This window comes from Streptomyces sp. NPDC047079, from assembly GCF_040643755.1.
Taxonomy (GTDB): Bacteria; Actinomycetota; Actinomycetes; order Streptomycetales; family Streptomycetaceae; genus Streptomyces.
In genome coordinates, this window is the sequence record NZ_JBEYUZ010000009.1 from 85,467 (window position 1) to 110,943 (window position 25,477).

The following is a 25,477-nucleotide window of genomic DNA, read 5'->3' on the forward strand; positions in this document are numbered from 1 at the left end:
ACCGCCAGCCCGTCCGGCGTTTTCCTGTGCTGCGGATGCCCTCAGGCGGTGCCCTTCTCCACCTCCGTCGCCTCCCGTACGTGGATCCCGCACAGTGCCGCCGCCGCCCAGACCGAGGCCCCCGCGAGGATCACCGCGCCCGCGATCCCCGCCCCGTGCATACCGCTGGTGAACGCCTCCCGCGCGGCCGCCGCCAGGGCGTCGCCCGCGTGGCCCGGAAGTCGGCCGGCGACGGCCGGCGCGCCGCCCAGCGTCTCGTGGGCCGGGGCCGGCGCCGAGGACGGGATTCACCCCGTCGGGCAAACGTTGCCTGGTCGCAGCACTAGAGCCGCGCCCCCTTCAGTGCCATGTGCAGCAGCAGACGGTCCTCGCCGTCGTCCAGGTCCAGGCCGGTGAGCTGTTCGACGCGGGAGAGGCGGTAGTAGAGGGTCTGGCGGTGGATGCCCAGTTCAGCCGCGGTGCGGCCCGCCTGGCCCGCGCAGTCCAGGAAGACCTCGGCCGTCCGGGCCAGTTCGCGGTGGGCGGGCGACAGCAGGACGCGTACGGCCGGGTCGTGGGCCACCTCGGGCGGGAGCGACGTCAGCAGCCGGTACGGCCCGATCGACGACCACTGGGCGACCGGGCCGAACCGGGGCTCCGCCAGGGCCGCGCGGGCCGCAGCCGACGCCTCCTGCCATGCGGTGCCCAGCTCGGCGAGGCCCTGGCGGGCGCCGGCCACCCCGGCCGCCGTGCGTCCGCCGCCACGGGCGCCCTCCGCCTCCCGCAGCAGCCGTGAGGCCGCCGTCAGCGCCGGGGCGGGCACATCCGCCGAGCGCAGCCGCACCAGCAGGGCCAGGCTCTGGCCGCTGGTGCACCACGGCACCGTGCACAGCGCCGTAGCGGCCGGGATCGTACGCACCGAGGGGGCGTCGTCCGGGTCGGCCGAGGGCCAGGGGGCGACGCAGACCACCGTGTGCAGGCCCTCGCCCCGCACGCCCAGCGCCGTCCGCAGCTCGGCCACCGCCGCCTCCTGCTGCCAGCCCCGTTCGGCGGTCAGGACCGCGCGCAGCTCCCGCGTCAGATCCGCGCCCGCCTGCACCTCGTCCGCGAGCAGCGCGCCGATGCGGGCGGCGACCTCCATCGCGGCGGACAGCTGCGCCTCGGACGGGCCCGGCTCGTCGGCGAGCAGCCACACATAGCCGAGGACGACACCCCGATGGCGTACGGGCAGACAGATCCGGCCCCGGTAGACACCCGCCTCCGGGGTCGGCGGGATGCGCACGGGACCCGTGGCGCGGGCGATGCCGAAGCCCTCGAACCAGGTGCGCACCGCCGCCGTGGAGCGGCGCGTGAGGATCGAGCGGGTGCGGACCGGGTCCAGGGACGCCTCGTCGAACTCGCCGTCGCTGTCGTAGGCGGCGAAGGCGATCAGCTCGAAGTCCCGGTTCTCCAGGGTCGCGGGGGCGCCGAGCAGCGCCGAGATCTCGTCGACGAGTTCCTGGTAGTCGCCCCGGCCCGGCTTGAAAACGTCCGCCACACGGGCATTCTCCCGCATTCCCCCACCCGCTCATACAGATGTCTGAGATACAGGGCACGGATGCGTGACAGCTGTCGATGGCCGACGATCAGAGCAATCCATAGGTTTCACAGTGGTTATCCGTGCCGTACCCGAATCGTCGGGATTCGGCCTCCTGTTGCCCTTGTGGAGGTGCCCTGTGCTGGGTCCCGTGATTCTCGCCGCGTCGCGCAGCGACCGGATGCGCCGTCTGATCTCGGCCGCACCGGTGACCAGGCCGGTCGTCGACCGCTTCATCCCCGGCGAGACCGTCGACGAGATCGTCCCGATCATCGAGGACCTCACCGGCAAGGGCCTCGAGGTCACCATGGACGTCGTCGGTGAGGACATCACGACGCCCGAGCAGGCCACCGCCGCACGCGACGCGTACCTTGAGCTGATCGGCCGCCTCGAGAAGCTCGGGCTCGGCGCCAAGGCCGAGATGTCCGTCAAGCTCTCGATGTTCGGCCAGGCCCTCCCGTCGTCCACCACCGCCCTGAACGGCGGGCCCTCCGGGTCCGACCCCGTGTTCCACGGCGGCCACGAGCTGGCCCTCGCCAATGTGCGCCCGGTCGTCGAGGCCGCCGCCGCGATCGGTACCACGGTCACCCTGGACGCCGAGGACCACACCACCCTCGACTCGATGTTCGCCATCCACGAGGAGCTGCGGAAGGACTTCCCCGGTACGGGCTGCGTGATCCAGGCCTACCTCTTCCGCACCGAGGCCGACGCCCGCCGTCTCGCCGAGAGCGGCAGCCGGGTGCGTATCGTGAAGGGGGCGTACAAGGAGCCCGGGTCGGTCGCGTACCAGAACAAGCACGAGATCGACAAGGCGTACGTCCGCATCCTGAAGACCCTCATGGAGGGCGAGGGGTACCCGATGATCGGCTCCCACGACCCGCGGATCATCGCCATCGCGCAGGACATCGCCCGGCGCGCCGGGCGCAAGCTCGACGAGTACGAGTTCCAGATGCTGTACGGCATCCGCGGCGAGGAGCACCTGCGGCTGGCCGCCGAGGGTCACCGCATGCGCGTCTACACGGCCTACGGCACCGACTGGTACGGCTACTTCATGCGCCGCCTCGCCGAGAAGCCGGCGAACCTCCGCTTCTTCGCCCGCTCGGTCCTCACCAAGAGCTGACACCCACCCGCTCGCAAAAGGAGTTACGGAACCCATGGACGCTGTGACCCAGGTCCCCACCCCCGTCAACGAGCCGGTGCACGGCTACGCCCCCGGTTCGCCCGAGCGCGCCCGGCTGGAGGCCAAGCTGAAGGAGCTGGCCGACAACCCGATCGACCTGCCGTGCACCATCGGCGGCGAGAAGCGCATGGGCGGCGGCGAGCCGTTCCAGGTCGTGCAGCCCCACAACCACAAGGCGGTCCTCGGCACTCTGCGGCACGCCACCCAGCAGGACGCGCGGGACGCCATCGACGCGGCCCTCGCCGCCGCCCCCGCCTGGCGCGCGATGTCCTTCGACGACCGCGCCGCGATCATCCTGCGCGCCGCCGAGTTGCTGGCCGGGCCCTGGCGCGAGACCATCGCCGCCTCCACCATGCTCGGACAGTCCAAGACCGCCCAGCAGGCGGAGATCGACAGCCCCTGCGAGCTGGTCGACTTCTGGCGCTTCAACGTCCACTACGCTCGCCAGATCCTGGCCGAGCAGCCCCCGGCCAACTCCCCGGGGGTCTGGAACCGCCTGGACCACCGCCCGCTGGAGGGCTTCGTCTACGCGATCACTCCGTTCAACTTCTCGGCGATCGCGGCCAACCTGCCCACCGCCCCCGCGCTCATGGGCAACGTGGTGGTCTGGAAGCCGTCCCCGACCCAGACCCACGCCGCCGTGCTGCTGATGCAGCTGCTGGAGGAGGCGGGCCTGCCCAAGGGCGTCATCAACCTCGTCACCGGCGACGGCATCGAGGTCTCCAAGGTCGCCCTCGAACACCGCGACCTCGCCGGCATCCACTTCACCGGTTCGACCAAGACCTTCCAGTACCTGTGGAAGACGGTCGGCAACAACATCGAGAAGTACCGCTCCTACCCGCGCCTGGTCGGCGAGACCGGCGGCAAGGACTTCCTGGTCGCTCACCCGAGCGCCGACCGGGCGGCCCTGAAGACGGCGCTCACCCGCGGTGCCTTCGAGTACCAGGGCCAGAAGTGCTCCGCGACCTCCCGCGCGTACATCCCGGCCTCCCTCTGGAACTCCGGCTTCAAGGAGGAGTTCACGGCCGAGGTCGACCACCTGACCATGGGTGACGTCACCGACCTGTCGAACTTCATCGGCGCCGTGATCGACGAGCGCGCCTTCGCGAAGAACAAGGCCGCCATCGACCGCGCCAAGGAGGACCCGACCTGCACGATCGTCGCGGGCGGCTCCTACGACGACTCGGTGGGCTACTTCGTGCGCCCGACCGTCATCGAGTGCACCGACCCGGAGAACGAGGTCTTCACGACCGAGTACTTCGGCCCGATCCTCGCGGTGCACGTCTACGACGACGAGAAGTACGACGAGATGCTGACCCAGATGGAGTCGGTGTCCGACTACGCCCTGACGGGCTCGGTCATCGCCAACGACCGCGCCGCGGCGGCGTACACGGCCGAGAAGCTGCGCTACGCGGCCGGCAACTTCTACATCAACGACAAGTCGACCGGCGCCGTGGTCGGCCAGCAGCCCTTCGGCGGCGGCCGCGCCTCCGGCACCAACGACAAGGCGGGCGCCCCGCAGAACCTGCTGCGCTGGACCCTGACCCGCGCGATCAAGGAGGCGCTGGTCCCGCCGACCGACTACACCTACCCGCACATGGGCTGAATCCGCCCGTATATGGGCTGGACCTGCCCGCACGAGGGCTGACGCCCCCTGAGCACCGCCCCCGACCCGGCGTACCGACACCCGGGGCGGGGGCGGTTGTCATGCGCGGCGCTCGCAGGTCGTACGGCGCTCATACCTGACATGCCGCGCAGGGCGGCGTCATACATCGGACCAACAGTCAGACACGTGGTAATCGATCACGTACGGGAATCCAGGGTGAGGCCATACTGATCCGATGGCCACCCGTCTGCGCACCGCTCACACCGCCGACCTCGACCCCGACGAACTCCGCGCCGCCCGCGCCCTGTTGGACGAGGCGTTCGCGGGCGACTACGACGACGAGGAGTGGGAGCACGGGCTCGGCGGGATGCACGTCCTCGTGAGCGACGAACGGGGGCTCGCCGCGCACGGGTCCGTCATCCAGCGGCGCGTGCGGTACCGCAAGCGCTGGCTGCGCGTCGGGTACGTGGAGGGCGTGGGCGTGCGTCCGGATGTGCGGCGCCAGGGGCTCGGCGGACGTGTCATGGGCGAGATCGAGCGGATCATCGAGGGCGCCTACGACCTCGGCGCGCTGTCCGCGAGCGACGAGGGCATCCCGTTGTACGAAGCCCGGGGCTGGCAGCTGTGGTCGGGCCGCCTCTGCGCCCTCGGCCCTCATGGCGTGGTACGGCTTCGCGGTGAGGAGGGCTGCACCTTTGTGCGGCCGGCGGCCGTGGGAGAGCTCAAACCCAAGCACAAGCTGGTCTTCGACTGGCGGGACGGCGACGTGCTCTGACGGCCGGCCAGGCCTTGGCGGCAGGTCACGGCTGTGGGGGCCGTCCCGCCGTCTCAGATAGTAGGAAGTCCGAGTAATTGTGGAGACAGGCGCCCGGTCCTCGCTTAGCTTTGTAGGAGCCGAACGTCTCGCTCGACCCAGCGAATGGCGGTCGTGAGCCGGGCCCCATGCAGGTCACCCCTGCGGCACCGCTCCTCGACCCTCTTGGGGGCACCGCCCACGCCCATTAGGCAGTGGGGGCGTCTCGTAACCCCCTTTCCGCATTCCCGGATGTCGAAGGAGTCGATTCCCCATGGCCGAGACGACCGCCCGCCGCCGAGTCCGCCACATTTCCCGCACGAGTGAGTCCGACCGCAAGAACGCCGCCGCCGCGCTCCAGCGCGCCCTCGACCGCCGGGACAACGGCGGCGAGACCGGCCACTGAGCCGGAGCGAGCGGCGCTTTCCGAGCCGGGAGCCGCACCCGTGGGGTGCGGCGCGGTCACGCACCGCGCCGCACCCCGAATGCCGTAGTCCTTCTGTCCGTATCGCGGACGCCGCGTGTCATTGCATGGGACAGGGAGTACGGTGCCGTCATGTCTCGCAGCATCAATCTCGCAGTGATTCCCGGTGACGGCATCGGCCAGGAGGTCGTGGCCCAGGGGCTGAAGGTCCTCTCCGCCGTCCTCCCGGAGGATGTGAAGCTGGAGACCAAGGAGTACGACTTCGGCGCCCGGCGCTACCACGCCACCGGTGAGACCCTCACCGACGCCGATCTGGAGCAGCTGAAGGGGCACGACGCGATCCTGCTCGGCGCGATCGGCGACCCGTCGGTCCCCTCCGGCGTTCTCGAGCGCGGCTTCCTGCTCAAGCTCCGCTTCGCCTTCGACCACCACGTCAACCTGCGGCCCTCCAAGCTGCTCCCGGGCGTCGCGACCCCGCTCGCGGGCCAGCCCGAGATCGACTTCGTCGTGGTCCGGGAGGGCACCGAGGGCCCGTACACGGGCAACGGCGGCACCATCCGCACCGGCAGCCCGCACGCGGTCGCCACCGAGGTCTCGCTGAACACCGCCTTCGGCATCGAGCGTGTCGTGCGCGACGCGTACGCCCGCGCGCAGGCCCGCCCCCGCAAGAAGCTGGCCCTCGTCCACAAGAACAACGTGCTGGTGCACGCCGGTCACCTGTGGACGGACATCTTCAACAAGGTCGGCCAGGAGTTTCCCGAGGTCACCACCGAGTACATGCACGTCGACGCGGCGACGATCTACCTCGTCACCCAGCCCGAGCGCTTCGACGTGATCGTCACCGACAACCTCTTCGGCGACATCATCACCGACCTGGCCGCCGCCGTCTCCGGCGGCATCGGGGTCGCCGCCTCGGGCAACATCAACCCGTCCCGCGAGTTCCCGTCGATGTTCGAGCCCGTGCACGGCTCGGCGCCCGACATCGCGGGCCAGGGCAAGGCCGACCCGTCGGCCACCGTCCTGTCGGTCGCCCTTCTGCTGCGCCACCTCGGTCACGAGGCCGAGGCCGCCCGTATCGAGGAGGCCGTCTCCGCCGACCTCGCCGAGCGGGTGGGCAGGCCCGCCCGCACCACCGACGAGATCGGCGACGCGCTCGCCGTACGAGTAGCCGGCTGACCCCGCCGCCACTCACACCCCCTGAGTAAGCCGCCGGGTCGCCATCGGCCCCGGCGGCTTTCGTATGCCCCCGCCGGGTGTCACCATCGACCCACCCCTGGGCAACCCTTGGGGCCGTATTCACGCCGTTTCGTCCGACCTCACCCGCTTGCGATAATCGAACGCGGAGCCGCGGAATGAGGGAATGCTCGGATGTCCCGGCACTGGTGCATGCCAGTGCGGGAGTGAGCGCGGCCCGTCACGACAACCGGTGAAGGACAACCACACATGACGACGCCCACGATCGAGCTGAAGCCTTCCGCCCACCCGCTCTCCGACACGGAGCGGGAGGCGATCCTGGCCAACCCTGGGTTCGGCCGCCACTTCACCGACCACATGGTGACCATCAGGTGGACCGAGGGCCGGGGCTGGCACGACGGCCAGCTCGTCCCGTACGCGCCGATCTCCCTCGACCCGGCCACCACTGTCCTGCACTACGCACAGGAGATCTTCGAGGGCCTCAAGGCCTACCGCCGGCCCGACGGCTCGGTCGCCACCTTCCGCCCGGAGAGGAACGCCCAGCGCTTCCAGCGGTCCGCCCGGCGCCTGGCGATGCCGGAGCTGCCGGTGGAGACGTTCATCGAGGCGTGCGACGTCCTCGTCCGGCAGGACAAGGCGTGGGTGCCGGCGCACGGCGGTGAGGAGTCCCTCTACCTGCGCCCCTTCATGATCGCGACCGAGGTCGGCCTCGGCGTGAAGCCGGCCAACGAGTACCTCTTCCTGGTCATCGCCTCCCCGGCCGGCGCCTACTTCCCGGGCGGGGTCAGGCCCGTCTCCATCTGGGCCTCCGAGGACCGCGTCCGCGCGGTTCCCGGAGGCATGGGCGACGCGAAGACGGGCGGCAACTACGCGGCCTCCCTGCTCGCCCAGGCCGAGGCCGCCGCCAAGGGCTGCGACCAGGTCTGCTACCTCGACGCCGTGGAGCACAAGTGGGTCGAGGAACTGGGCGGCATGAACCTCTACTTCGTGTACGGCGACAAGATCGTCACGCCGTCGCTCACCGGCTCCATCCTGGAGGGCGTCACGCGTGACTCGCTGCTGACGGTCGCCCGCGACCTCGGCTACGAGGCCGAGGAGCGCCGTGTCTCCCTCGACCAGTGGCAGGCCGACTCCGAGAACGGCACCCTCACCGAGGTGTTCGCCTGCGGCACCGCGGCGGTCATCACCCCGGTCGGGACGGTCAAGCGGGCCGGTGCCGAGTGGAAGCAGTCGGGTGGCGAGCCGGGCAAGGTGACCCTCGAGCTCCGCGAGGCCCTGCTGGACGTCCAGCGCGGCACCCGAGAGGACAGGCACGGCTGGATGCACCCGCTCGGCTGATCCGCCCGGGCCGTATGCCGGCCCGCCCGTTCCCGGGCGGGCCGACGTGCCGCCCTACAGCCCGCTCTCCGCCCGAGCCGGCTCCTTGCCCGCCTTGACGCGGGCCGAGTGCTGCCGTGGTGACAAGGCCAGATGGACGAGGCCGCCCACCGCGCCCGACAGCAGGAAGCTGCAGTCCACCCCCTGGGTCAGGGACAGCAGCGGGCCCTCGTAGGACGGGAGGGACACCGCGAGCAGACCCACCGCAGCGCCCACCGCCCAGGACGCCGTCGCCCGTACGTTCCAGCCGGAGCGGTACCAGTAGATCCCGCCGCGCGACCGGCGGTTGAAGACCTGGAGCGCGTCCGCGTCGTAGACGCCCCGGCTGCGGACGAAGCCGATGAGGGTGATGACCGCCCACGGCGTGCCGATCGCCGTCAGCAGCAGCACGAAGGACGTCATCGCCGACTGCGCGTCCCAGGCGTAGTGGCCGACGAAGACGCAGAGGGTGGCGACGACGGCGACCGTGCAGGTGGCCCGGGCACGGGAGGCGCGCGGCAGGATCGCGTCCAGGTCGAGGCCCATCGAGTAGAGCATCAGCCCCGCGTTGCCGACCGAGCCCGCGGAGGCCGCGAGCAGGAGCGGGACCAGGTACCAGCCGGGGGAGGCGTCGACGAGCGGTCCGGCGTAGTCGAGGGCCGCGCCGGCCGCGTACGCCGTGAAGGTGCCGAACAGCTGCGGGATCAGCAGACCGAGGATCAGACCGAGCCAGGTCGCGTGCAGCACCCGACGGGCAGAGTGGCGGGCCGGGGAGATGTACCGGGTGTAGTCGCCCAGGAGGGTGATGAAGGCGATCGGTCCGGAGAGGCCGGCGGCCACCGTGGCCAGGAACCAGGCCGGCCAGAACCCGCCCAGCAGATAGCCGCCCGCCTCCGGCAGCGCGGACGTCGTGAAGTGCGGGGCGTACGCGATCACCCCGAGGGCCAGGAGGGCCGTCATCCCGATCGCCAGGGCGCGGGAGAGGGACAGCAGCACCCGGTAGCCGTACACGGCGCCCGCCACGGTCGCCGCGGCGAGCAGCGCGTAGACGAGGGCGTAGGTACCGCCGTTCGGCGTCAGCCCGAACAGGCGGTGCAGCACGCTCACCATCACATCGCCGCCGATCCACACGGTCAGGGCGGTGTAGCCGAGGGCGAGCAGCAGACCGACCACCGAGCCGACCAGCCGGCCGCGCACGCCGAACTGGGCGCCGGACGACGTCGACAGATTCGTGGCCGTGCGCAGGGACACCAGCGCCAGCGGCGCCGTGAAAAGGGTGCCGACGACCGTGCCAACGACGATCGAGCTGAGCGAGGCCCACCAGCCGAGTCCGAAGGAGGCGGGCAGCCAGCCGAAGATGATCACGCCGAGGCACAGATTGGACCCGACCAGGATCGAGACCAGATCGCGGGGTCCACTGGTGCGTTCCTCGTCCGGGATGGTGTCGACTCCGCGCTGTTCCATCGGCATGGCAGGTCTCCTTCGACGGCCGCCTGACTATTAGAGCGACGTTCAATGTGGCTTGGGCGGCGTCCGTTCGTCAACGGTTCCTTTCCACGAAGCCAACCTTTAGAGTGATGCTCTAAAAGGTTGGAAGCAAGGAGGTGCCGCGTCGTGAGACTCACCCCCACGGAACGAGACCGGCTGCTGCTCTTCGGGGCCGCCGAGCTGGCCCGCGCCCGCCGGGCCCGGGGACTGAGGCTGAACGTGCCGGAGGCCACCGCCCTGATCGCGGACACCGTCTGCGAGGCCGCCCGGGACGGGAAGCGGCTCGCCGAAGCCGTCGAGGCGGCCCGGTCCGTGCTCGGCCCGGACGACGTGCTGCCGGGTGTCGCGGACATCGTCACCGAGGTGCACGTGGAGGCCGTCTTCGACGACGGGTCACGGCTCGCGGTGGTCTCCGACCCCATCACGGGCGGGGTGGGCGACCGGGCCCCGGGCGCGCTGCTCCCGGGGCCGGCCCACACCGAGCCGGAGGCGGTCCTGCACCTTCCCGTGACCAACACGGCCACGGTCCCGGTCTCCGTCACGTCCCACTTCCACTTCTTCGAGGCCAATCCCCGCCTCGACTTCGAGCGCGAGAAGGCCTACGGCATGCGGCTCGCCGTGGCCGCCGGGTCGTCGGTGCGGTTCGGGCCCGGCGAGAGCGTCGAGGTCGGGCTCGTGCCGATCGGCGGCGAGCGGATCGCGATCGGTTTCGCGGGGCTCGTCGACGGGCCGCTGGACGCGCCCGGGGCGAAGGAGGAGGCCCTGCGCCGGGCCGCCGCCTGCGGATATCTGGGAACTCCGGGGGCCGGGCGTGAAGGAGACGCGCGATGAATCCGTACGAGTACGCCGCCACCCACGGTCCCCGCGCGGGTGACCGCGTCCGCCTCGGCGACTCGGGTCTGGTGATCCGCGTCGAGTCCGACGCACAGAAATACGGCGACGAGTTCCTCGCCGGCTTCGGCAAGACCGCCCGCGACGGCCTGCACCTCAAGGCCGCGGCCGTCCGCGAGACCTGCGACGTCGTCATCAGCAACGTGGTCGTGATCGACGCGGCGCTGGGCATCCGCAAGGTCTCGATCGGCATCCGGGAAGGCCGTATCCACGCCATCGGACGGGCCGGCAACCCCGACACCCTGGACGGCGTCGACGTCGTGGTCGGCACGGGGACGTCGATCGTCTCCGGTGAGGGTCTGATCGCCACCGCCGGGGCCGTGGACACCCATGTCCATCTGCTGTCGCCGCGCATCATGGAGGCCTCGCTGGCCTCCGGCGTGACCACGATCATCGGGCAGGAGTTCGGTCCGGTGTGGGGCGTCGGCGTCAACTCGCCCTGGGCGCTGCGGCACGCGTTCAACGCCTTCGACGCCTGGCCCGTCAACATCGGCTTCCTGGGCCGTGGTTCGTCCTCCGACAGCGCACCCCTGATCGAGGCCCTGGCCGAGGGCGGCGCCTCCGGCTTCAAGGTGCACGAGGACATGGGCGCCCACACCCGCGCCCTCGACACCGCCCTGCGCGTCGCCGAGGAGCACGACGTCCAGGTCGCCCTGCACAGCGACGGCCTGAACGAATGCCTGTCCGTCGAGGACACGCTCCGTGTCCTCGAAGGCCGCACCATCCACGCCTTCCACATCGAGGGCTGCGGCGGCGGACATGTGCCCAACGTCCTGAAGATGGCGGGCGTCGCGAACGTCATCGGCTCCTCCACCAACCCGACGCTCCCCTTCGGCCGGGACGCCGTCGCCGAGCACTACGGCATGATCGTCTCGGTCCACGACCTGAAGACGGACCTGCCCGGTGACGCCGCCATGGCCCGTGACCGTATCCGCGCCGGAACCATGGGCGCCGAGGACGTGCTGCACGATCTGGGCGCGATCGGCATCACCTCCTCGGACGCGCAGGGCATGGGTCGCGCGGGCGAGACCGTGCGCCGCACCTTCGCGATGGCCGGGAAGATGAAGGCGGAGCTGGGGCCCCTGGACGGCGACGGCCCGGACGACGACAACGCCCGCGTCCTGCGCTACATCGCCAAGCTGACCGTCAACCCGGCCATCGCACACGGCCTCGCGCACGAGGTGGGCTCCCTGGAGGTCGGCAAGCTGGCCGACATCGTGCTGTGGCGGCCGGAGTACTTCGGCGCCAAACCGCAGCTCGTGCTCAAGGCCGGCTTCCCGGCCTACGGCGTGGTCGGCGACCCCAACGCGGCCACGGACACCTGCGAACCCCTCGTGCTCGGCCCGCAGTTCGGCGCCCACGGCGCGACCGCCGCCGACCTCTCCGTCGCCTTCGTCGCGCGGGCGGCCGTGGACCAGGGGGCCGACCGGATACCCACCCGGCGCAGAAGGGTCGCCGTCCGCGGCACCCGCGGCATCGGTCCCGCCGATCTGCGCCTCAACTCCCGTACCGGATCGGTCGATGTGGACCGGCGCACCGGTCTGGTCACCCTCGACGGCGCACCGGTCCGCTCCCAGCCCGCCGACTCGGTGTCCCTCAACCGCCTGTACTTCCTCTGAGTCCCGTGAGGTCCCCTACCGTGAACACCCCCGCCGCCGACGGCTTCCGCATGCCCGCCGAGTGGACCCCGCACGAGCGCACCTGGATGGCATGGCCGGGCCCTAACCCGACCTTCGACGATCCCGGCGATCTCGCGGCCGCCCGTGCGGCCTGGGCCTCGGTCGCCCGGGCGGTGCGCCGCTTCGAACCGGTCACCGTGGTCTGCGGCCCCGGTCAGGCCGCCGGGGCGCGCACCCTGCTGGGCGACGGCATCGACACCGTCGAACGCGATCTCGACGACGCCTGGATGCGCGACATCGGCCCCACCTTCCTGACCGACGGACACCGACTGGCCGCCGTGGACTGGACGTTCAACGGCTGGGGAGCCCAGGGCTGGGCCCGCTGGGAGCACGACGCGAAGATCGCCGCGTATGTCTCGGACCTCGCGGGCGCGAAGACGTACACCTCGAAACTGGTCAACGAGGGCGGCGCGATCCACGTCGACGGCGAAGGGACCGTGCTGCTCACGGAGACCGTGCAGCTCGGCCCCGAACGCAACCCGCACTGGACGAGGGAGCAGGTCGAGGCGGAGATCCACGCCCACCTCGGCACCCGCAAGGCCATCTGGCTGCCGCGTGGTCTGACCGGCGACTACCCCCCGTACGGCTTCGGCACCCTCGGGCATGTGGACATCGTCGCCGCCTTCGCCCGCCCGGGCGTGGTGGTCGCCCACCACCAGCCCGACCCCGCGCATCCCGACCACGAGGTGACCCGGGAGGCCATCGGGATCCTGAAGTCCGCCACCGACGCCCGGGGCCGCCGTCTGCAGGTCGTCGAGGTGTCCGCGCCGACCGTCCTGGAGGCCGACGGCCACTGGGCCGACTACTCCTACATCAACCACTACCTGTGCAACGGCGGCGTCGTGCTCTGCGCCTTCGACGACCCGCGCGACGAACTCGCGGCCGGTGTCTTCCGCAGGCTGTTCCCCGAGCGGACGGTGACCCTCGTGGACGCCCGGACGATCTTCGCGGGCGGGGGAGGCATCCACTGCATCACCCAGCAGCAGCCGAGGGTCCGGTGAGGGAACGCGTCGGGTAGAACGTACGGGTGGATGTACTGTTCCGTGCCGCGTGCGGCCACCGCCCGACCGAACCCGTGCGGCTCCCCGACGGCCGGCAGGGGGCAGTCGAGTGACCCGCAGACGCAATGTCGCCCCGCCCCGGGAGGGCCTCCTCGCCGCCGCCATGGGCATGATCGCCGAGCGCGGTCTGGAGCAGCTCACCATGGCGGCGCTCGGCCGGGAGGTCGGGATGAGCAGCGGCCATCTGCTGTACTACTTCCGCTCCAAGGACGAGCTGCTCCTGCAGACCCTGGAGTGGAGCGAGGGCAGACTCGGCGCCGAACGGGGACGGCTGCTCAGCGGGCCCGGCACGGCCCGGGAACGACTCGACGCCTATGTCGACCTCTATGTCCCCGACGGCCACCGCGACCCGCACTGGACCCTGTGGCTGGAGGTCTGGAACCGCTCGCAGAACGCCGAGGACGACGCCCGCGACCGGCAGTCCGCCATCGAGGGCGCCTGGCACCGCGACCTGGTGGCCCTGCTCGCCGAGGGCGTGTCGCGGGGCGAGTTCCGGCCGGTCGACCCGGACCGCTTCGCCGCCAGGCTGCGCGCCCTCCTCGACGGCTTCTCCATCCATGTGGCGATCGGTCTGCGGGGCACCGACCGGGAGCAGGTCCTCGGCCACGTACGGCAGTTCCTGGACGAGACGCTGGCACGGCCGGGCCTCGAGTGACGTCGGCGGATGGCCGATTGCCGTGATTCCCGCCGGTTGGGCGGGGCAGGTAACGGCTCATGGGACGAGAGCACTGGAAGAGAATCTGGATCGGTTCGGCCGGCAACATGGTGGAGTGGTACGACTGGTTCGTCTACGCCAGCTTCGCCACGTACTTCGCCGGGGCCTTCTTTCCCGACGGGAACCCCACCGCCCAGCTGATGAACACCGCGGGCATCTTCGCGGTCGGCTTCTTCATGCGCCCGGTCGGCGGCTGGCTGCTCGGCCGGGTGGGCGACCGCAAGGGCCGCAAGGCCGCCCTGACCCTCACGGTCACGCTGATGTCCGCCTCGGCGATCCTCATCGCGGTGGCGCCGACATACGCCGTCGCGGGCTACGGCGGGGCGCTCGTGCTGCTCCTCGCCCGCCTGTTGCAGGGTCTGTCGGTGGGCGGTGAGTACGCCGCCAGCGCGACCTACCTCACCGAGGCGTCCGACCCGAGACGGCGGGGCTTCGCCTCCAGCTTCCAGTACGTGTCGATGACCGCGGGCCAGATCGTCGGCCTGGGCCTGCTCATCCTGCTCCAGCGCACGATGTCCGACGACGCGCTGCACGGCTACGGATGGCGCATCCCCTTCGTGGTGGGCGCGCTCGGCGCGGCGGTGGTCTTCTACCTGCGGCGCACCATGCTGGAGACGGAGGTCTACCAGGCCGACGAGACCGGGGGCGAGGAGCGCGGCACGCTGCGTGCGCTGTGGCGGCACAGGCGCGAGGCTCTCCTGGTGATGGCCCTGACCATGGGCGGTACGGTCGCGTACTACACGTACACCACCTATCTGACCAAGTACCTGTCCAACTCGGCGGGCCTGCCCAAGGAGACCGCCACCCTCGTCTCCTTCACCGCGCTGATCGTCTTCGCCTGTCTCCAGCCGCTGGCCGGCCTGCTCTCCGACCGGATCGGCCGCCGCCCGCTGCTGATCACCTTCGCGGTCGGCTCCACCCTGCTGACCGTGCCGATCATGACGATGCTCAAGCACGCGAGCGGCTTCTGGCCGGCCCTCGGACTGTCGCTGCTGGCCCTGGTCGTGGTCACCGGATACACGTCGATCAACGCGTGCGTGAAGGCGGAGCTGTTCCCGACGGGTGTCCGCGCCCTCGGTGTCGCCCTGCCGTACGCCCTGGCCAACGCGCTGTTCGGCGGCACGGCGGAGTATGTCGCCCTCTGGTTCAAGCACGCGGGCGTCGAGTCCGGCTTCTTCTGGTACGTGGCCGGCTGCGCGGCCGTGTCGCTGGTCGTGTACCTCACCATGCGGGAGACCCGCGATCTGGATCTGACCCGGATGGACACCGCCGAGTCGTCCACGTTGACGACCGCATCATGAGACAGCGGTGAGTGCGGGGGCGGATTGTGCCAGACTGCCCCCGTGCTCTCGTTCGCCATGATTATTGGCAGCAGGCGCGCCGGTCCGCAGTGACCGCCTCGTACGACCAGGTGCGGGCGGCCATCGTCGTCCTCGACCCGCGCGCAGACCTCTCGCACCCGCGAGAGGTTTTTCGTTTTCTGGCCCACCTTCAGCCAGAGGGGGAGCGCGAGGGACCATGGGGGGACGGTGGAGCCGGTCATTCCGGTAGACCGAGATCCAATACAGGAGCCTTGAGACCATGACGGAAACCAGCGAACTCGACGATTCGTTCCACGTCTTCGACACCACGCTGCGCGACGGCGCGCAGCGCGAGGGCATCAACCTCACCGTCGCGGACAAGCTGGCCATCGCACGGCACCTGGACGACTTCGGCGTGGGCTTCATCGAGGGCGGCTGGCCGGGCGCGAACCCACGGGACACCGAGTTCTTCGCGCGCGCCCAGCAGGAGATCGACTTCCGGCACGCCCGGCTCGTCGCCTTCGGCGCGACGCGCCGCGCGGGCGGCAAGGCGGCAGAGGACCCTCAGGTCCGGGCGCTGCTGGAGTCGGGTGCGCAGGTGATCACCCTGGTGGCGAAGTCCCACGACCGCCATGTCGAGCTGGCCCTGCGCACAACGCTCGACGAGAACCTGGAGATGATCCGCGACACCGTCGCCCATCTGCGGGCCGAGGGGCGCCGGGTCTTCGTCGACTGCGAGCACTTCTTCGACGGCTACCGGGCGAACCCGCAGTACGCCAAGGCGGTGGTCAGCGCGGCGTGGGAGGCGGGGGCCGAGGTCGTCATCCTCTGCGACACCAACGGCGGCATGCTGCCCGCGCAGGTCCAGGCGGTGGTCTCCACGGTCCTGGCGGACACGGGCGCCCGGCTCGGCATCCACGCGCAGGACGACACGGGGTGCGCCGTCGCCAACACCCTCGCGGCGGTGGACGCGGGCGCCACGCATGTGCAGTGCACGGCGAACGGCTACGGCGAGCGGGTGGGCAACGCGAACCTCTTCCCGGTCGTCGCGGCCCTGGAACTGAAGTACGGCAAGAAGGTGCTGCCCGAGGGCAGGCTCCGCGAGATGACGCGCATCTCGCACGCGATCGCCGAGGTCGTCAATCTGACGCCCTCCACGCACCAGCCGTACGTGGGCGTCTCGGCGTTCGCGCACAAGGCGGGCCTGCACGCGTCCGCGATCAAGGTGGACCCGGACCTGTACCAGCACATCGACCCCGAGCTGGTCGGCAACACCATGCGGATGCTGGTCTCCGACATGGCGGGCCGGGCCTCGGTGGAGCTCAAGGGCAAGGAACTGGGCATCGATCTCGGCGGCGACCGGGAGCTGGTCGGCCGGGTCGTGGAGCGCGTGAAGGAGCGCGAGCTCAAGGGCTACACGTACGAGGCAGCGGACGCGAGCTTCGAACTCCTGCTGCGCGAGGAGGTGGCGGGCAAGCCGCTGCGCTACTTCCGCACCGAGTCCTGGCGGGCGATCGTCGAGGACCGCCCCGACGGCACCCACGCCAACGAGGCGACGGTGAAGCTCTGGGCGAAGAGCGAGCGCATCGTCGCGACCGCGGAGGGCAACGGCCCGGTCAACGCCCTGGACCGGGCGCTGCGGGTCGCGCTGGAGAAGATCTACCCCCAGCTGGCCGCCCTCGAACTGGTCGACTACAAGGTCCGCATCCTGGAGGGCAAGCACGGCACGCACTCCACGACACGCGTGCTCATCTCGACGTCGGACGGCCACGGCGAGTGGTCCACGGTCGGCGTGGCCGAGAACGTGATCGCGGCGTCGTGGCAGGCGCTGGAGGACGCGTACACCTACGGCCTGCTGCGCGCCGGGGTGGAGCCCGCGGAGTAGCGGCCCGCCGCCCCGGCAGGAGCCCGCGGAGCGGCGGGCCTCAGCAGGAGTCCGCGGCGAGCTTCTCGAACTCGCCGCGGCTCATGGCACGGTTGTCGGCCCAGACCTGACCGGTGCGCAGCCGGTGGAGGTCTGCCGCGCGGAAGGCGACCATGCCGGTGTACTCGTAGGTGAAGTCCGCCTTTCCGAAGCCCAGTTCGTACGTGTACGCCGGCACGAGCCGATGCTGCCCCGCCGGGCGGGTCCGCCAGGCCGACGGAGGCGAGAAGAGCGGGAAGTCGGCATCGGAGCCGCGCCGCTTGCCGGGGGCCTTCCAGCCGGAGCGGTTGCGCTCGGAGTCGTCTCCGGGGGGCTGTCCGGTCAGGCCGAGCCCTTGGATGAGGCCGTCACCACACGGCCGCAGCAGTGCTCGCGGACTGCCCGAGGCGTCACGGTAGACCGCGGCCAGGGGACGCACCTCGGCGCCGCATCCACTCAGCACCGCCATCGCGCCGACAGCGCCCACCACTGCCAGGATCGCCCGTCGCATACCCGCCGCCCCTCCTGGAGGGGCGGCGGGTACGCCTCACCCCTCGGCTACTGAAGTCGCCACTTCTGGTTGGCCGCACCCGTGCACGACCAGATCTGCGCTCGTGCCCCGTTCGCCGACGAGTTGTCCGTCACGTCGAGGCACTTGTTCGCCGCGAGGTTGACCACGTCACCCGTCGAAGAGTTGTACGACCACTGCTGTGCTCCGGTCCCATTGCAGTCGTACAGCTGGACCTTGGCCCCGTCCGCCGTGGAACCGCCCGACACGTCCAGGCACTTCCCGAGCGACTGAACCGAACCGTCCGCCTTCACCGTCCACTGCTGGGCTGCCGTCCCGTTGCAGTCGTAGAGCTGCACCGCGCTCCCGTTGGCGCTCGACGCCCCCGCCACGTCCAGGCACTTGCCCGCCAGTCCCACGAACGCGCCCGACCGGTCACCGCCGCCCGACTGCGTCCCCGACCAGGTGAACGTCGCCGACGTCTTGCCCGGCAGCGAGTACGTCGCGTGCTGGCCGCCCCAGTTGATCGTCACGGTCTTCGCCGAGGTGGCGTCGTTGTACGCGATCAGCGCCTTGGAACCGTCCGGGTTGCGCCACGCCACGTTCGGCACCGCCGAGCTCGCCGTCGACGCGATGCGCTGGGCGCCCGGCCGTACGAACTTCGTCAGATGGCCCATCGTGTAGTACTCGATCGTGTAGTCGACCGTCCCGCTCGCCCCGTCCCCGTTGTGGACCGTGATCAGGCCGGAGCAGGTGCCGCAGCCGCCGTTGTGCGGCCCCCTGTTCTGGTCGACCGCGAGCGACCACTTCGTGACCGACTTCGCCCAGTTCCGGGTGTAGTCGACGATGTTGAGCATGTCCTCGCGCTGCTGGTTGGCGATCCAGGTGCCGCCCGAGTGCTCGGTGCCGAAGGCGTCCAGCTGCGGGTACTGGTTGTGGACCGTGGTCTGCTTCGCCACGTCGCCGCCGTACCCGTGCCAGGCGATCCCGCCGAAGTTGGGGTGCGAACGGATCGCGGCGTCGTCCACCGTCTGCGCCGCGTAGGAGTCGTAGGTGTCCCAGTTCCAGTCGTGCGCCAGCACCTTCGTCGAAAGTCCCGCCGTCTGGAGTTTCGGCAGCAGCTCGTTCTTCGTGAAGTACGCGAGCCCGGAGGCGTTCCAGCTCATGGACGGATAGCCCGAACAGCACGTCGGCTCGTTCTGTGCGGTGACGTACGAGACGGGGACGCCTTGGTCCTTGTACGCCTGGAGGTACTTCACGAAGTACGACGCGTAGGCCCCGTAGTCCTCCGCTTTCAGCCAGCCCCCGTTGAGCTGCCCGCTGTCCTTCATCCAGGCGGGCGCCGTCCACGGGCTGGCCATCACCGTCAGCGAGGGGTTGAGCTGGAGGGCCTGCTTGGTCAGCGGCACCACGTCGGCCAGGTCGTGCCCGATCGAGAACTTCGTCAGGTTCGGGTCCGTCTGCCCGGCCGGCACGTCGTCGTAGGTGTAGCCGTAGCGGGCCAGGTCCGAGGCACCCATCGGATTGCGCAGGAACGACAGCCCGATCCCGTCCGTCGGCGAGAAGAGCTTGCTCATGGTCGCGTCCCGCGTCGGCTGCGACAGCGCCCCGCTGCTGTTCATCAGCCAGGCCGCGGTGTCCGTGAAGGACGCACCGCCACCGGTGAAGGTCTGGTAGCGGGTGTTCTCGTCGACGGTGATGTTCTCGCCACCGCCGCCGGTTCCCGACTGGAAGGCGAACGGCGTCTGCGCCTGGAGCCCGCGCACGACATGTCGACCGCCGCTGTCGTCGGTCGTGGTCAGCCACGCCGTGACCTGCTCGCCGGCGGCGTGGGCGGGCAGGGTGCCCGCCGCGGTCAGCCCGGCGGTGGTCAGCAGCCCGGCGAGGAGCACGTGAACCGCGCGCAGGGGTGTTCTCATGGTGCGCCGCCCTTCTGGGGGTGGGGGACGGGAGGCATGCGAGGCGTGAGTAAATGACGGCGCCGCGGCCGCGTCAAGGGGGTGCGCGTTCAGTTTCCGAAGGAAGAACATGCCTGCTCCGGCCGGGACTTGGGTCCGTACCTGTTCTGACGTGAAGTCTTGACGACTGGGCGGTACGCCAGTTAACTCACGCCGTGATCTAAGTCGTAAGCTCACCAGGTGGACTACGAGAGCCACGTGGGCTACAAGAGCCAAAGGGAAGGTCCATGCGAAGAACCGCCCTGCTCGCCTCCGCCGCCGTGCTCACCGCCCTGATCCCGCTCACCGCGGCCGGTACCGCGTCCGGCGCCGACGACCCCGCCCCCGTCCCGGTCGACCGCTTCGAGGGCGAGGTGCCCTTCGGGCAGCAGCCCGCCGAGGGCATCTTCACCTGGGGCGGCGACGCCGACGACCCGCCCGCGCTGCAACTCGCCGAGCGCACGGACGCCCCCGAGGGCGCCAAGGTCCTCACCGGCAGCTATGACATCAGCGGCTACGGCGGCTTCACCCACGACTTCGCCGCCGACCGGCCCGCCCACGACTGGTCCGCCCACCAGGGCATCCGCTTCTGGTGGGACGGCCAGAACAACGGCAAGAAGATCGCCTTCGAGATCAAGGACGGCGGCGCGAACGGCGAGGCCTCCGAGCTGTGGACCACCTCGTTCACCGATGACTTCAGCGGCTGGAAGCAGATCTCGATCCCCTTCACCGACTTCACCTATCGCACGGACTACCAGCCCGTCGGCGGCATCGACCACGTCCTCGGCCTCACCCAGATGTGGGGGTACGCCGTCACACTTCCCGTCGGCGTCAAGGGCCACTTCGCCCTGGACGGCGTCGAGCTGTACGGCAGGGCCGACCAGTCCCGGCGGGCCTCGGTCACCACGGACTCCGCCGTCTACCCGGTCGGGGAGGGCGGCGCGGCCCAGGTGAAGGTCACCGTCGCCACCACCGGCTCCGCCCCCCTCGACGAGCCCGTCACCGTCACCTACGACACGGCCGGCGGCACAGCGGAGTCCGGCACCGACTACACCGCCGCCCAGGGAACCCTCACCTTCCCCGCCGGGACCCCCTCCGGCAGCACGCGGACCATCCAGGTGCGCACCCTGAAGGACAAGGCCGCCGAGCCAGCCGAGACGATCCCGCTCAAGCTGGCCGTCACCGGCGCCAAGGCCCCCGCCGAGACCCCGCAGGTGGTCATCGACGCCCATGGACTGCCGTACCTGGACAGCAGGCTGCCGCTGAAGAAGCGCGTCGCGGACCTGCTGTCCCGGATGTCCCTGGAGGAGAAGGCCGGCCAGATGACGCAGGCCGAGCGCGCCGCCCTCACCTCCCAGGGCGACATCGCGGCCTACTCCCTCGGCTCGCTGCTCTCCGGCGGCGGCTCGACCCCGACGCCCAACACCCCCGAGGCATGGGCGAAGATGATCGACTCCTTCCAGCTGCGGGCGCAGGCGACCCGGTTCCAGATCCCCCTGATCTACGGCGTCGACGCCGTCCACGGGCACAACAACCTCGCCGGCGCCACGGTCATGCCGCACAACATCGGCATCGGGGCCACCAGGGACCCGCAACTGGCCGAGCGGACCGGTGCGGTGACCGCCGGTGAGGTGCGCGCCACCGGTGTCCCCTGGGACTTCGCGCCCTGTCTGTGCGTCACGCGCGACGAGCGCTGGGGCCGCTCCTACGAGTCCTTCGGCGAGGACCCGGCACTCGTCGAGTCCATGGAGACGGTGATCCAGGGCCTCCAGGGACGCGCGGACGGACGGGACCTCAGCCGGGACGACAAGGTCCTCGCCACCGCCAAGCACTTCGTCGGCGACGGCGGCACCGCCTACGGCTCCTCCACCACCGGCTCGTACACCATCGACCAGGGCGTCACCAAGGTCACCCGGCAGCAGCTCGAGGCGGTCCACCTGGCCCCGTACCGGACTGCGGTCGACCGCGGCATCGGCTCGGTCATGCCGTCGTACTCGTCGCTCGACATCCTCGGCGACGGCCAGGGCCCGGTGAAGATGCACGCCCGCGCCGACATGATCAACGGCGTGCTCAAGGGCCGTATGGGCTTCGACGGGTTCGTCATCAGCGACTGGAACGCCATCGACCAGCTCCCCGGCGACTACGCGACCCACGTCCGCACCGCGGTCGACGCCGGCGTCGACATGATGATGGTGCCGTACACCTACAAGGACTTCCGCACGACGCTGATCGACGAGGTGAAGGCGGGCCGCATCAGCCAGAAGCGGATCGACGACGCCGTCTCGCGCATTCTCACGCAGAAGTTCCGGCTGGGCCTCTTCGAGCACCCGTACGCCGACACGAGCGGCGCCGCCGAGATCGGCTCCGCCGCGCACCGGGCCGTGGCCCGGCAGGCGGCCGCCGAGTCCCAGGTGCTGCTGAAGAACGAGGGCGGTGTGCTGCCGCTCAAGAAGAGCCAGAAGGTGTACGTCGCCGGATCCAACGCCGACGACCTCGGCAACCAGACCGGCGGCTGGACCATCACCTGGCAGGGCGCGTCCGGCACCCACACCCAGGGCACGACCATCCTTCAGGCGATGCGCAAGGCCGGCGGAGACGTCACCTACTCCAAGGACGCCTCGGCCCCGTTGAACGGCTACGACGTCGGCGTGGTCGTCGTGGGGGAGACGCCGTACGCCGAGGGCGTCGGTGACGTCGGCAACGGCCACGACCTCCAGCTGTCCGCCGCCGACAAGGCCGCCGTGGACAAGGTGTGCGGTGCCATGAAGTGCGCGGTGCTGATCGTCTCCGGCCGTCCGCAGCTGATCGGCGACCGGCTCGGCGCGATCGACGCCCTGGTGGCCTCCTGGCTGCCGGGCACCGAGGGCGACGGCGTGGCGGACGTGCTCTACGGCAAGCGCCCGTTCACCGGGCAGCTGCCCGTGACCTGGCCGAAGTCCGAGTCCCAGCTGCCGATCAACGTCGGTGACGCCTCGTACGACCCGCAGTTCCCCTACGGCTGGGGACTGACCACCCTCACCAGGGTCCCGAACGGAGGCACGGCGACCCTGAAGGCGCTGGCGCTCGCCGCCGCCGCGGCCGAGCGGACGCACTCCGCACCGGCGGGCCGCGCGATCGTCACCCAGGCCCGGCTGCTCGTCCAGCAGAAGGCGGGACCCGGGATCACGGCGGCGATCGCGGCACCCTTCGCGGACGCGGACCATCTGCTGCTGACCGGGAAGTACGCGGCGGCGGTGGCCAAGCTGACGGAGGCGTACCGGTCGGTGACCTGACGTGTCCGGGCAGGGGCGGTACCCATCGGCACCGCCCCTGCCCGGCCGCCCCGTACCCGTCGCCTTCGGGTAGCTTCGAAGTATGAAGGCCGTACTGGTCAAAGGACTCACCGTGCCGCTGGTCGCGCTGCTCATGGCGGCCCTGACGGTGCTGTACGCAGGTGCGCCCCCCGCGCATGCGGCGACGAACGTCTCGACCGTCGCCGCGGCGCTGCGCGAGGCCCCGGTCTATGTCGATCCGGCGGCCTCGGGGCAGCTGTCCGCGCGGGACGCCGCAGCGCTCGCGAAGAAGATCGAGGACGCCGGCAAACCGGTCTTCGTGGCGGTCCTGCCCGCCGGTTACCCCACCCAGAACCTCTTCTCCGACCTCCGCACGGCCACCGGCATCACCGGCCTGTACGCGATCCGCCTCGGCGACCGCTTCGACGCCCGGGCCGACTCCTCCGTGCTGCCTCCCGCCGCCGTGCGGAACCTGGTCACAAGCGTTCAGGGCGAGCCCGCGAAGGCCCAGCTCAACGACTTCACCGACCGCGCGCTCGCCAACGTCCGCGGTCACGCCCCGTCGAGCTGGGGCACCTCGGGCGGCCAGGGCGGGGTCTCCTCCACCGCGCTGATCGCGGTCGCCGCCGTGCTGGTGGTCGGCGGCGCGGGCGCCTACGCGCTCGTACGGCGCGGCCGGCGCCGGCGGGACGAGGAACAACGGGCCGCGCTGGAGAAGCTGCGGGTGGTGGTCGACGAGGACATCACCGCCTTCGGTGAGGAACTGGACCGCCTCGACTTCCATCCCGGGGAGCCGGGGGCGGACGACGCGATGCGCCAGGACTACGAGCGCGCGCTGAACGGGTACGAGCAGGCGAAGTCGGCCATGGCCGCCGCGCAGCGCCCGGAGGACGTGAAGGCCGTCAGCCAGGCGCTGGAGGACGGCCGCTTCTCGCTGGCGGTGCTCGCCGCCCGCCGCGAGGGCCGTCCGCTGCCCGAGCGCCGGCCGCCGTGCTTCTTCGACCCGCGCCACGGCCCGTCCGTCGCCGACGCGGTCTGGACGCCTGCGGGCGGCGCCCCGCGCGAGGTACCGGTCTGCGCGGCGGACCAGGCCCGGCTGGCCGATGGGCGCGAGCCCGCGGTCCGCGAGGTGGACACGGAGTTCGGCCGCCGCCCCTACTTCGACGCCGGACCGGCCTACGGCCCCTGGGCGGGCGGGTACTTCGGCGGCGGCATCCTGCCCGGCCTGTTGGTCGGCACACTGCTCGGCAGCATGATGGCCACCCCGTCGTACGCGGCGGACTACGGCGCGGGCTACGGCGACTTCGGCGGCTACGACGGCGGTGACATGTCCGGCGCGGACTTCGACCCCGGCGACTTCGGTGGCGGCTTCGGCGATGGCGGCGGAGGCGACTTCGGCGGAGGCGGCGGGGACTTCGGCGGGGGTTTCTGACCCGTCGGTTCAGCCGCTCGCGGGCGGATCACGCCGGTGTCCGCTGCTTCGTTGCCGGTGCCCCGCTGCGTCGGTCGGACACGACGCTCGCGCAGCCGCCATGCCTCCAGGAAGGCCAGCGCCCGCCCTCCGCATACGGCAGTGGAGGGCGGGCGCGTCCGGGATCACGCGGCGAGGCACGTGGCGGTCGGGGCGCAGGTCAGGCCTGCTTGATCGCCGAGATGTCGAAGACCAGCTTGATCTTGTCCGAGATCAGCACGCCGCCCGTCTCCAGAGCCGCGTTCCAGGTGAGGCCCCACTCCGAGCGCAGGAGCTCCGCCCTGCCCTCGAAGCCGACGCGCTCGTTGCCGAACGGGTCCTTGGCCGCGCCGTTGAACTCCAGGTCGATGCTGACCGGCTTGGTGGTACCGAGGATCGTGAGGTCCCCGGTGATCCGGAAGCCGTCGCCGCCCAGCGCCTGCACACCGGTGGAGCGGAAGGTCATCGCCGGGTGCTCGTCGATCTTGAAGAAGTCCGCGCTCTTGAGGTGGTTGTCGCGGTCGACCGAGCCCGTGTCGATGCTGTCCATCCTCACGTCGATCGAGGCCGTGGACTTCGAGGGGTCCGAGCCGTCCAGGTGCAGCGTGCCCTGGAAGTCCTGAAAGCTGCCCTTGACGTTCGTGACCATGGCGTGACGGGCCACGAAGCCGATGGTGGTGTGCGACGGGTCCACCGTGTAGTCGCCGGTCAGCGCGGCGAGGTCGGGGTTCACCGCGGCGGCGGGGACGGTGGCGGTGCTGCTCTTGCGGCCGAAGATGCCCATGATCTGCTCCTTGGGGACGGTCCGCGGCTTCCGGGCGGAAAGCCGGGAGGGCGCTGAGAGGTCTGTTGAACCTTCAACGAGTATCGACATGACTGAAGGTAGCCCCATTCAGTTCAAAATTCAACATCACCCGTCGTGTGTCCCTTCCGGGCGCGGCGGATACGGAGCGAAGCGCGGCGGATAGGGTGAAGGGCGCCGCCTTCCGAGGCCCCCGTGTCACTCCGGAGATGGCATGTACGGTGCCGAATGTGCAGTGGCTTTCGGGTGACGTCTTTGTGAGAGCTCCACAACGCTCGGCCCTCCTGAGCAGTCGGATCGGCTGCATCCGGGGATGGTTCTGTTCAGGGGTACCAGGAAAACGGGTCGGAGACTGTACGGAG

Annotated in this window: 19 protein-coding genes and 1 pseudogene; 14 read left to right on the forward strand and 6 right to left on the reverse strand. The window is 70.8% G+C overall.

From position 1 onward, the window contains the following. Positions 1 to 41: 41 nt before the first annotated feature. Both ABZ823_RS14805 and ABZ823_RS14810 read right to left on the reverse strand, forming a co-directional pair. A pseudogene (locus ABZ823_RS14805) lies at positions 42 to 287 on the reverse strand (MFS transporter); the annotation flags it as partial. 35 nt (positions 288 to 322) lie between these two features. Then, positions 323 to 1,534, reverse strand: a complete 1,212-nt coding sequence (locus tag ABZ823_RS14810; protein WP_361658942.1) for a helix-turn-helix domain-containing protein — start codon at positions 1,532 to 1,534, stop codon at positions 323 to 325. Positions 1,535 to 1,694: 160 nt separating this feature from the next. Between ABZ823_RS14810 and ABZ823_RS14815 the strand changes: the two genes are divergently transcribed. The 6 genes from ABZ823_RS14815 to ABZ823_RS14840 all read left to right on the forward strand — a co-directional run bounded on the left by ABZ823_RS14815 (position 1,695) and on the right by ABZ823_RS14840 (position 8,090). Beyond that, on the forward strand, positions 1,695 to 2,675 hold the full coding sequence (locus tag ABZ823_RS14815) for a proline dehydrogenase family protein (RefSeq protein WP_361658945.1): 981 nt from the start codon (positions 1,695 to 1,697) through the stop codon (positions 2,673 to 2,675). 34 nt (positions 2,676 to 2,709) lie between these two features. Then, positions 2,710 to 4,341, forward strand: coding sequence for an L-glutamate gamma-semialdehyde dehydrogenase (gene pruA / locus ABZ823_RS14820; protein WP_361658947.1), 1,632 nt, complete (start codon positions 2,710 to 2,712; stop codon positions 4,339 to 4,341). 235 nt (positions 4,342 to 4,576) lie between these two features. Further along, complete coding sequence (locus ABZ823_RS14825; protein WP_361658950.1) at positions 4,577 to 5,116, forward strand: GNAT family N-acetyltransferase; 540 nt, start codon at positions 4,577 to 4,579, stop codon at positions 5,114 to 5,116. Between the two features lie 292 nt (positions 5,117 to 5,408). After that, positions 5,409 to 5,540: a hypothetical protein gene (locus ABZ823_RS14830; protein WP_093781119.1), complete on the forward strand. Its 132-nt coding sequence runs from the start codon at positions 5,409 to 5,411 to the stop codon at positions 5,538 to 5,540. Between the two features lie 150 nt (positions 5,541 to 5,690). Beyond that, positions 5,691 to 6,734, forward strand: coding sequence for a 3-isopropylmalate dehydrogenase (locus tag ABZ823_RS14835; RefSeq protein WP_361658953.1), 1,044 nt, complete (start codon positions 5,691 to 5,693; stop codon positions 6,732 to 6,734). 267 nt (positions 6,735 to 7,001) lie between these two features. Further along, complete coding sequence (locus ABZ823_RS14840; protein WP_361658956.1) at positions 7,002 to 8,090, forward strand: branched-chain amino acid aminotransferase; 1,089 nt, start codon at positions 7,002 to 7,004, stop codon at positions 8,088 to 8,090. Between the two features lie 54 nt (positions 8,091 to 8,144). Here ABZ823_RS14840 and ABZ823_RS14845 read toward each other — a convergent pair whose 3' ends face one another. Further along, positions 8,145 to 9,578 (reverse strand): cytosine permease, encoded by a 1,434-nt coding sequence (locus tag ABZ823_RS14845; protein ID WP_361658958.1) that lies wholly within the window; start codon positions 9,576 to 9,578, stop codon positions 8,145 to 8,147. Between the two features lie 144 nt (positions 9,579 to 9,722). On the opposite strand from ABZ823_RS14845, the gene ureA reads away from it, so the two are divergent. From ureA to cimA, 6 genes are all read left to right on the forward strand, one after another. Further along, positions 9,723 to 10,427, forward strand: coding sequence for an urease subunit gamma (gene ureA / locus ABZ823_RS14850; RefSeq protein WP_361658961.1), 705 nt, complete (start codon positions 9,723 to 9,725; stop codon positions 10,425 to 10,427). Next, positions 10,424 to 12,106, forward strand: a complete 1,683-nt coding sequence (locus ABZ823_RS14855) for an urease subunit alpha (protein WP_361658965.1) — start codon at positions 10,424 to 10,426, stop codon at positions 12,104 to 12,106. The genes ureA and ABZ823_RS14855 overlap by 4 nt, the downstream gene beginning before the upstream one ends. 20 nt (positions 12,107 to 12,126) lie before the next feature. After that, on the forward strand, positions 12,127 to 13,167 hold the full coding sequence (locus tag ABZ823_RS14860) for an agmatine deiminase family protein (RefSeq protein ID WP_361658967.1): 1,041 nt from the start codon (positions 12,127 to 12,129) through the stop codon (positions 13,165 to 13,167). Positions 13,168 to 13,276: 109 nt separating this feature from the next. Beyond that, the gene (locus ABZ823_RS14865; protein WP_361658970.1) at positions 13,277 to 13,882 is read left to right on the forward strand and encodes a TetR/AcrR family transcriptional regulator; all 606 of its coding nucleotides are present in this window, start codon (positions 13,277 to 13,279) and stop codon (positions 13,880 to 13,882) included. Positions 13,883 to 13,941: 59 nt separating this feature from the next. After that, positions 13,942 to 15,243 (forward strand): MFS transporter, encoded by a 1,302-nt coding sequence (locus tag ABZ823_RS14870; RefSeq protein ID WP_361658974.1) that lies wholly within the window; start codon positions 13,942 to 13,944, stop codon positions 15,241 to 15,243. Positions 15,244 to 15,523: 280 nt separating this feature from the next. Further along, positions 15,524 to 17,128 carry a citramalate synthase gene (gene cimA / locus ABZ823_RS14875; RefSeq protein ID WP_361658978.1) on the forward strand — a complete coding sequence of 535 codons (1,605 nt, stop codon included), beginning with the start codon at positions 15,524 to 15,526 and terminating at the stop codon, positions 17,126 to 17,128. 40 nt (positions 17,129 to 17,168) lie between these two features. On the opposite strand, the gene ABZ823_RS14880 is transcribed toward cimA, so the two are convergent. Together ABZ823_RS14880 and ABZ823_RS14885 are read right to left on the reverse strand one after the other, a co-directional pair. Beyond that, positions 17,169 to 17,657: a hypothetical protein gene (locus tag ABZ823_RS14880; protein WP_361658981.1), complete on the reverse strand. Its 489-nt coding sequence runs from the start codon at positions 17,655 to 17,657 to the stop codon at positions 17,169 to 17,171. A 47-nt stretch (positions 17,658 to 17,704) separates the two neighbouring features. Then, entirely contained in the window at positions 17,705 to 19,573 is a 1,869-nt protein-coding gene (locus ABZ823_RS14885) for a ricin-type beta-trefoil lectin domain protein (RefSeq protein WP_361658983.1), read from the reverse strand. Between the two features lie 266 nt (positions 19,574 to 19,839). Here ABZ823_RS14885 and ABZ823_RS14890 point away from each other — a divergent pair, with 266 nt between their 5' ends. Next, a complete protein-coding gene (locus ABZ823_RS14890; protein ID WP_361658986.1) occupies positions 19,840 to 22,863 on the forward strand; it encodes a glycoside hydrolase family 3 N-terminal domain-containing protein in 3,024 nt (1,007 codons plus the stop codon). 82 nt (positions 22,864 to 22,945) lie between these two features. Next, on the forward strand, positions 22,946 to 24,295 hold the full coding sequence (locus tag ABZ823_RS14895; RefSeq protein ID WP_361658989.1) for a hypothetical protein: 1,350 nt from the start codon (positions 22,946 to 22,948) through the stop codon (positions 24,293 to 24,295). 199 nt (positions 24,296 to 24,494) lie between these two features. Here ABZ823_RS14895 and ABZ823_RS14900 read toward each other — a convergent pair whose 3' ends face one another. Next, positions 24,495 to 25,097: a YceI family protein gene (locus ABZ823_RS14900; protein ID WP_361658992.1), complete on the reverse strand. Its 603-nt coding sequence runs from the start codon at positions 25,095 to 25,097 to the stop codon at positions 24,495 to 24,497. Positions 25,098 to 25,477: the final 380 nt, after the last annotated feature.